Annotated in this window: 6 protein-coding genes; 2 read left to right on the top strand and 4 right to left on the bottom strand. The window is 36.8% G+C overall.

Annotated features, from left to right (window positions below; translation table 11 throughout):
* Positions 1 to 436: 436 nt before the first annotated feature.
* On the top strand, positions 437 to 1,522 hold the full coding sequence (locus OEV82_RS11825; protein WP_263061994.1) for a DUF1611 domain-containing protein: 1,086 nt from the start codon (positions 437 to 439) through the stop codon (positions 1,520 to 1,522).
* On the top strand, positions 1,519 to 2,634 hold the full coding sequence (locus OEV82_RS11820; RefSeq protein WP_263061993.1) for an alanine/ornithine racemase family PLP-dependent enzyme: 1,116 nt from the start codon (positions 1,519 to 1,521) through the stop codon (positions 2,632 to 2,634). Before OEV82_RS11825 ends, OEV82_RS11820 begins: the two co-directional genes overlap by 4 nt.
* A 46-nt stretch (positions 2,635 to 2,680) precedes the next feature.
* On the opposite strand, the gene OEV82_RS11815 is transcribed toward OEV82_RS11820, so the two are convergent.
* From OEV82_RS11815 to OEV82_RS11800, 4 genes are all read right to left on the bottom strand, one after another.
* Entirely contained in the window at positions 2,681 to 4,543 is a 1,863-nt protein-coding gene (locus OEV82_RS11815; RefSeq protein ID WP_173658067.1) for an ABC transporter permease, read from the bottom strand.
* Positions 4,518 to 5,282, bottom strand: coding sequence for an ABC transporter ATP-binding protein (locus tag OEV82_RS11810; protein WP_173658066.1), 765 nt, complete (start codon positions 5,280 to 5,282; stop codon positions 4,518 to 4,520). Before OEV82_RS11810 ends, OEV82_RS11815 begins: the two co-directional genes overlap by 26 nt.
* 84 nt (positions 5,283 to 5,366) lie before the next feature.
* Positions 5,367 to 6,368, bottom strand: a complete 1,002-nt coding sequence (locus OEV82_RS11805; protein WP_263061992.1) for a sensor histidine kinase — start codon at positions 6,366 to 6,368, stop codon at positions 5,367 to 5,369.
* On the bottom strand, positions 6,365 to 7,069 hold the full coding sequence (locus OEV82_RS11800) for a response regulator transcription factor (protein WP_263061991.1): 705 nt from the start codon (positions 7,067 to 7,069) through the stop codon (positions 6,365 to 6,367). The genes OEV82_RS11805 and OEV82_RS11800 overlap by 4 nt, the downstream gene beginning before the upstream one ends.
* Positions 7,070 to 7,124 lie beyond the last annotated feature (55 nt).

The following is a 7,124-nucleotide window of genomic DNA, read 5'->3' as shown; positions in this document are numbered from 1 at the left end:
TTTCCCACTAGGAGACTGAATATTCAGTCTCCTAGTGGGAAACAGATAAATGAATTTATTATCAAATACAGCATAATCTGAGGATACTCTATAGAACCTTACACAAAATTCTTGACGTTACCATATGCTGTGTAAAGCAAAAATATCCCTTCTATTAAACTAGTCATTTGTTAGTTTTCCTATTTTTTTGGAAAAAATATCTTGACGAAAAATGTTAAATTATTTATAATTTGCAAAATTATTTTATTAGTATTATACTAAAATTTAGTAGTGGTCTAACCAGTACTAAAGCGTTGCAGGGATATATAAAATTTTTATAGTCGTATTTAGAACACTTTTGCACTTTAGTATTGGGACTACGGTCGCAATCTCAATGCATATAGGTGTTCTTTTTTTGGTTTTAAATTGAATTTCACAAAGTTTAGGAGGGGTTTCAATGGGAAATCAAGCCATTATCTATTGTGAAAATCAATTTGGTACTATGGATGGTAAAACAGCAAATGGATTAGTTCGTGAATCAGGTATTTACGATATTGTGGGAATTATTGACAGCACGAAAGCAGGGCTGGATGCGGGGGAATATTTGGACCAAAAAAAGAACGGAATCCCTATTTATGCAAGTTTAGATGAGGCGTTAACGATGTTACCAGAAAAGCCACAAGTTTTTATCTTTGGTATTGCTCCAGCACAAGCATTTTTACAAAAGCAAGAACGGCAAGTAATTTTCCAAGCAATAGAAGCAGGTATGCATATTGTTAACCCTTTACAGGAGTTTTTAACGGATGATCCAGAAATGGTCAAGTATGCTGAACGATTCGGCGTAACCATTCGCGATATTCGCAAACCGAAGCCACGAAGTGAATGGCAAATTTTTTCTGGACGCATTTTAAATATTGATACACCCCGGGTGACGGTGCTTGGAACTGATGGAGCATGTGGAAAACGCACAACAGCGATAGAATTAGTGAAAGAATTTCGCAGACGGGGTTATAAAGTGGCCTTTATAGCGACAGGTCAAACGGCTCTCATTCAAGGGGCAAAATATGGTCTGGCAATGGATGCGTTTCCTCTTCAATATGTGATAGGTGAGTTGGAAAATGAAGTTATACGGGCTTACGAAGAAGAACACCCTGATATTATGGTTATTGAAGGCCAAGGAGCGCTGAGTCACCCTGCCTATTCTAGTTCAGTCGGGATATTAAAAGGTACAAGACCACAAGCCGTTATTTTACAACATCCACCAAAACGAAAAGTACTTGGTGACTTTCCGTTTCTGCCGATGCCAGATGTTGTTAGCGAGATTAAACTGATTGAACATTTTGCAAGAACAAAAGTAGTGGCCATTACGTTAAATCATGAGCAAATGACAGAAAAGGAAATCGATCAGACAATTAAAGCTTATGAACGTTTATATCAATTACCGACAACAGATGTATTAAAATATGGACCTGGAAAAATTGTTGATCAACTTATTGACGTATTTCCATCATTACAAAAAGGAATGGTGGGAACTGGTCTGTGATTGAGCAGTCGACTCCGAGAATCGAAATTCATTTAAATAAAATTACACATAATGCAAAAATGCTCAAACGATTGTTTGCACAAAAAGGTGTAAAGATAACAGGTGTAATAAAGGGTGGAGCTGGGAGTATTGAAATTGCCCGAGCGGTGCTCAATGCCGGCATCCATAGTTTAGCCGACTCGCGTATTAAAAATATAAAGAAGTTCAAAAAGGCTGGCCTAAATTCAAGTTTTATGTTACTACGGATTCCAGCATTGAGTGAAGTCAGTGAAGTTGTTCAGTATGCGGATATTTCGTTAAACAGTGATCTTGACGTGATACATGCCCTATCTCGAGAAGCTAAACGACAAAACAAAATACACAAAATTATATTAATGGTTGAAATGGGAGATCTTCGAGAAGGAATCTTACCAGAGGAACTTCCTTTGTTTTTACAGGAAGTTCTGAAATTAGAAGGTGTGGAAGTGATCGGGTTAGGGACAAATTTTGCTTGTTTCGGTGGAATTGTTCCTACAGATAAGAAAATGAAGGAGTTTTCAATGTTAGTCCGAAAGATACGGAAAGTATTTCACCTTGAACTTCCTATTATCTCAGGGGGGAATTCTGCAAATTATAATTGGTTTATTCGTACCAATGATGTGGGTGAGGTGAACAATCTCCGTTTAGGTGAATCCATTTTATTAGGGAAGGAAACGGTTGATGGAACAGTGATTCCAGGACTTTATAATGACGCGTTTCGGTTAGTTACAGAAATCATTGAGCTGAAACGTAAGTCATCTGTTCCTTATGGGCAATCGGCACAAAATGCTTTCGGTGAAAAGGTTCATTTTAAAGATAAAGGGATGATAAAACGGGGAATTGTAAATATTGGTAGACAGGATGTCATCGTTTCCGGCTTACGGCCCCTTTTGCCCGTTGATATTCTAGGTTCAAGTAGTGACCATATTGTCTTGGATACATCAAAGTGTAAATTGAAACTTGGTGATACAGTTTCTTTTTCGGTGGATTATGGTGCCATGTTATCGGCGATGACGTCTCCATATGTAGTAAAAAAGTATATTCCAACGGATCATGAATTTCACTACGGAACAGTACAAGCGACCGTTTGTTAAATAGAGTTCCCTACATTGTAAGGAACTCTAAATTTAAAAAACATAACTAAAGGACAGCCTTAATTTGTTTCGTGTAGAAAAAGCGGACAATGTAAAAATATACAATTTGGATTAGTAAAAATACCCCCAGCACCGATACGGCTACTTTTGTAATGTCATAATAGAAGAAATGAGATAAGGCGGTCAAAGCGACAGCGCCATGAACAAGTGCCACTACAATCGGTGTGAAGAATAATATGGCCGTTTGTTTTGTGAGTACTGTTTTCAATTCTTTTTCAGATAAGCCGATTTTCGCTATTGAACGGAATTTTTGCTTATCTTCGTCTAAATCTGCATAAAGTCGGAAATAAAGGAAACTTCCAGCTGATACAAAGAAGACAATTCCGATAAACAGACCGACAAATAGAACGAGGCCATAATATTTATTTACCTCATGTATCATATAATCACGAGAATAGAATTCATAATCGGGAAGTGCTTCTAGGATTTTTTTAGAAGCTGATAATGTGTTTTTTTCTCCTTTGGTTACTTGCCATACATGATAATACTCTTCCCTTATTGGATTTGGTAGCCTTTCGAAATCTTGATCAGAAACAACGTAATAGGAAGCTAGTGTAGGTAAGGCTCTTGAAGAAATAACTCCCTCTGGAATTAAAGTTTCACCTGATGTTAATGAAATGGTCTGCTCAAGCAACTTTTCTGTGTGTCCAAATTTACTTTTTTTAAATTCAACGACTTTCACTTCACCAGGTTGAATATCGATTGTATCTTCACCTAACAATTTTGCAAAACGATTAAACTCGGATTGCTTCGTGATCAAAACTGTATTTTGATTGATTTCATAGTAGCGGAGGAGTGTTTCATCATGTATCGATTCGATATTTTCTTTTTTTAATGTGTCATTTATAAACTCAACTTCATGTTGTTCTTGGTTAACAGGGCTATAGGATGAGAACGTATATGGATGATTGGTATTCATGTTTGCTGTGATAAAGGACTGAAATCCAAATAACGTCCCAATAGCACTAAAGGCAACGGTGGAAACAATGGCTACCATAAAAAAGGTTCGCGCATTATCCTTCATTCGGAATGACAAGTCTGAGAATAAAATCATATTTGTCTTCCGCCAAAACAAATTCTCGTTCTTTTTTAATTTCCGGATGAAATACACACTTAATTGAGTGAAAAATAAATACGTACCAATAATTACAACAATAATAACCGGTAGCATTACTGCAATGACGGCTACCCCTTCAACGTTTAAGGCGACGGCATAGCCACTGCCAATCAGTAGGGCAGCTAAAATAGTTAAAAAGATATTCGCTTTTGGTTCACCTTTCGACTTTTTATTTCCCTTAATTAAATCGATCAGTTTCCGACTACGTAATATATAGGAAACAAATAACGAAATAAAGAAAAATAACAAAGTAAATGAACCAAAGGTAATGAGAAGTGCGTGAATCGGAAAATAAAAGTTTAAAGGAGCTTCCATCACCAATACATTTTCTGCAATTAATAAAATAAATTTTGAAAAAACCAATCCCAACAAAATACCGCCGATTGTAGCAAAAAAGCCAATTAACATGTTTTCCAAGAATACCATACGACGAAGTTGTCGGACAGACATTCCTTGGATCATGAGTAAACCGAACTCTCGTTTTCTTGTATTTAAAAAGGAACTCATGGAATATAAAATAAAGAAAAAAGAAAACACATAGATAATTCCTGCTGAGATATTCATTCCCGTTTTTACACTTGCATTCATTTCATTGCCAGCTAAAGATGGATGAAAGGCGAAAATACCAAATGTAAAAAAGACCATGACTGTAAACATACTGCTAAGGAAGTAGGCCGCATACAAACGTTTATTGCGAACAACATTATTAAACGCGAATTTGCGAAAGGTCATGGCCATCCCCCCCTAGTAGTGAAAGAGTGTCAATGAGCTTTTGAAAAAAGGCCTGACGGTTTTCACCGCGGTGAACTTCCGAATAAAGCTTTCCATCACGGATAAAAATTACGCGATCACAGTAACTTGCTGCTTGAGGGTCATGGGTTACCAATAACATTGTTGTTCCTTCAGTTTTATTAATTGATTCCAACATGGCCATCACATCTTTAGATGCCTTTGAATCAAGATTTCCTGTCGGTTCATCAGCAAGAAGTAATTTAGGTACATGAATCATGGCCCTAGCGACGGCTACCCTTTGCGCTTGACCGCCGGAAATTTCATACGTACGTTTGTTCAGAATTGAAGTAATGCCCAATTTCTCCGCGATCTTCCGTGCTTTCTCTTTCATTTCTTTTACTTTTTTTCCATCGAGTGTGAGTGGCAAAACAATATTTTCTTCTACAGTTAAAGTATGAAGTAAATTAAAATCTTGAAAAACAAACCCTAATTCACGTCTGCGGAATTTCGCTAATTCCTCTTTCTTTAATAAGTGTGGATTTTTACCATTGATTAATATTTCACCAGAAGTTGGTTCATCAATGGTTGCAATCATATTTAAAAGGGTCGTTTTCCCGCTTCCCGACGGCCCCATAATGCCGACAAACTCTCCATCTTCAATTGATAGGTCTATATTGTTTAAAGCTTTATAGGCAACTTTTCCTTCGTAAATCTTACTAACTTTTTTTACTTCTAACATCACCAGATCTCCTTTCTCTTGTTGATCTGTGATTAGTATAACTAGTCTGTCACAATTTAACTATCGATTCTTCTTTCACAAACCTTACAAGTTTGTAATGTTTTGGGTTTCTGAAAAAATAATACGAAAGGTTGTCCCTTTACCGACTGTTGAATCCACTTCAATCCCGTGACCAAGGATATTTAATGTTTCCTTTGTGAGATATAACCCCATACCTGTCGATTCTCGGAATTTTCGACCATTTTCTCCCGTATAAAAAGGATCAAAAATGCGTCTTTTATCGGTTTCAGGGATGCCAATTCCAAAATCTTTAACTTCAAGAATCGCTTCTTTTCCTCGTTCATAAATGGAGATAATGATTCGATTACTTTTATTGGCCGAATATTTAACTGCATTATGAATCAATTGCGAGATAATAAAAAACAACCATTTTTCGTCTGTTTCAACAGTTATGGCTTCATTTTCAATTTCAAGTTTTGGATATACTTTGTTGCGAATGTAAAATCGTTTGTTATCCCCGTTGACCTCATTGATAAGTTTTACAAGGTTCACCGGTTTTATGTGAAAATCTTGTTCAATTGTTCTTAACCTTGCCATATAAAGTACGGTATTCAATCCCCTTTTCATTCGTTCAGTTTCTTCGCGGATGCTCGAGGACTCAGGTTCGTCTAAGTTTTGGGCCGTAAGTTCGATCACCGACAAAGGTGTTTTCATTTGGTGAACCCACTGATCCATAAACCTTCGATGTTCTTCTTGTTTATTTTCAAGGGTCTTTAATTGATTTTGATACAGTTGATATTGTTTATGTAAGAGTTCGTCTAAAGCGTTAGAAATGGGAACATTGTCTGTCTTTTGAATACTTTCGTCCAGTGATTCGAATGGCTGAGTTAAGCGTTGATAGAATTTCCTGCGTGTTAGATAGTCATATATGAGATAACAACCGAGTAAGAAAAAGGTAAGAAAAGTCGAATAAAGAAAGAGATGGATGTCACGGAATCCATCTAACCAGAAGATGGAAAGGATGACAATGAGTTGGATAGCTTGGACAGCAATGAGCAAGGATTTTTCTTTTAAAAATAATTTCAATGCACATCATCCTTCCATGATACCTTTAAGCGATAACCTGCCCCTCTTACTGTTTCCACAACATCATGTAAGCCAATTTCCTGAAACTTTTTTCGAACTCTCGTCATATTTACATTTAATGTATTTTCATCAACATAGTCTTGGCTGTCCCATAGTTTTTCTAATAAGTCTTCTCGACCAGCTACCCGTGGATAACGTTCCATCAAGTTTTCGATCATATCGGTTTCTTTTTTGGATAAGGATACGGTTTTTGAACGAAACGTCATCTCCATTCTCTCTGGATATAGCTTAAGTCCAGCGATTTCCAATACACGTTCTTCTGTTCTTGTCGCATATTCACCATAGGCTCGCCGGAGTTGGCTACGAATTTTGGCCATGACAATTTCGGCACTGAAGGGCTTCGTAATATAGTCATCTCCGCCATTTTCCAGTGCCATCACTTGGTCCATTTCACCGATCCGAGCCGAGATAAAAATGACAGGACAAACGGACACTCTGCGAATTTGCCTGCACCAATAGTAGCCATCAAAACTTGGTAAATTTATATCTAAGAGAACTAAATCGGGATTGATTTTGTTAAATTCTTCCATAATTTTTTCAAAGTTAGTTACACACGTTACATGATAGCCGTACTTTTCGATATGTGTTTTCAAATGTTTTGCAATTTTAGGGTCATCTTCTACAATCATAATCTTTTGCATATCTAATCACTCCTTATTCCAGGTATTATTATGGCATAGATTGATACGAGCAACA

Origin of the sequence: Pallidibacillus thermolactis (assembly GCF_025660415.1) — a bacterium.
Lineage (GTDB): Bacteria > Bacillota > Bacilli > Bacillales > Caldibacillaceae > Pallidibacillus > Pallidibacillus thermolactis.
This window is presented reverse-complemented; position numbering and strand designations above follow the sequence as displayed.

Bases quoted from the DNA above. Each gene is read 5' to 3' on its own strand.
- OEV82_RS11825 (WP_263061994.1), top strand. From the start codon at position 437: ATGGGAAATCAAGCCATTATCTATTGTGAAAATCAATTTGGTACTATG.
- OEV82_RS11815 (WP_173658067.1), bottom strand. From the start codon at position 4,543: ATGACCTTTCGCAAATTCGCGTTTAATAATGTTGTTCGCAATAAACGT.
- OEV82_RS11810 (WP_173658066.1), bottom strand. From the start codon at position 5,282: ATGTTAGAAGTAAAAAAAGTTAGTAAGATTTACGAAGGAAAAGTTGCC.
- OEV82_RS11800 (WP_263061991.1), bottom strand. From the start codon at position 7,069: ATGCAAAAGATTATGATTGTAGAAGATGACCCTAAAATTGCAAAACAT.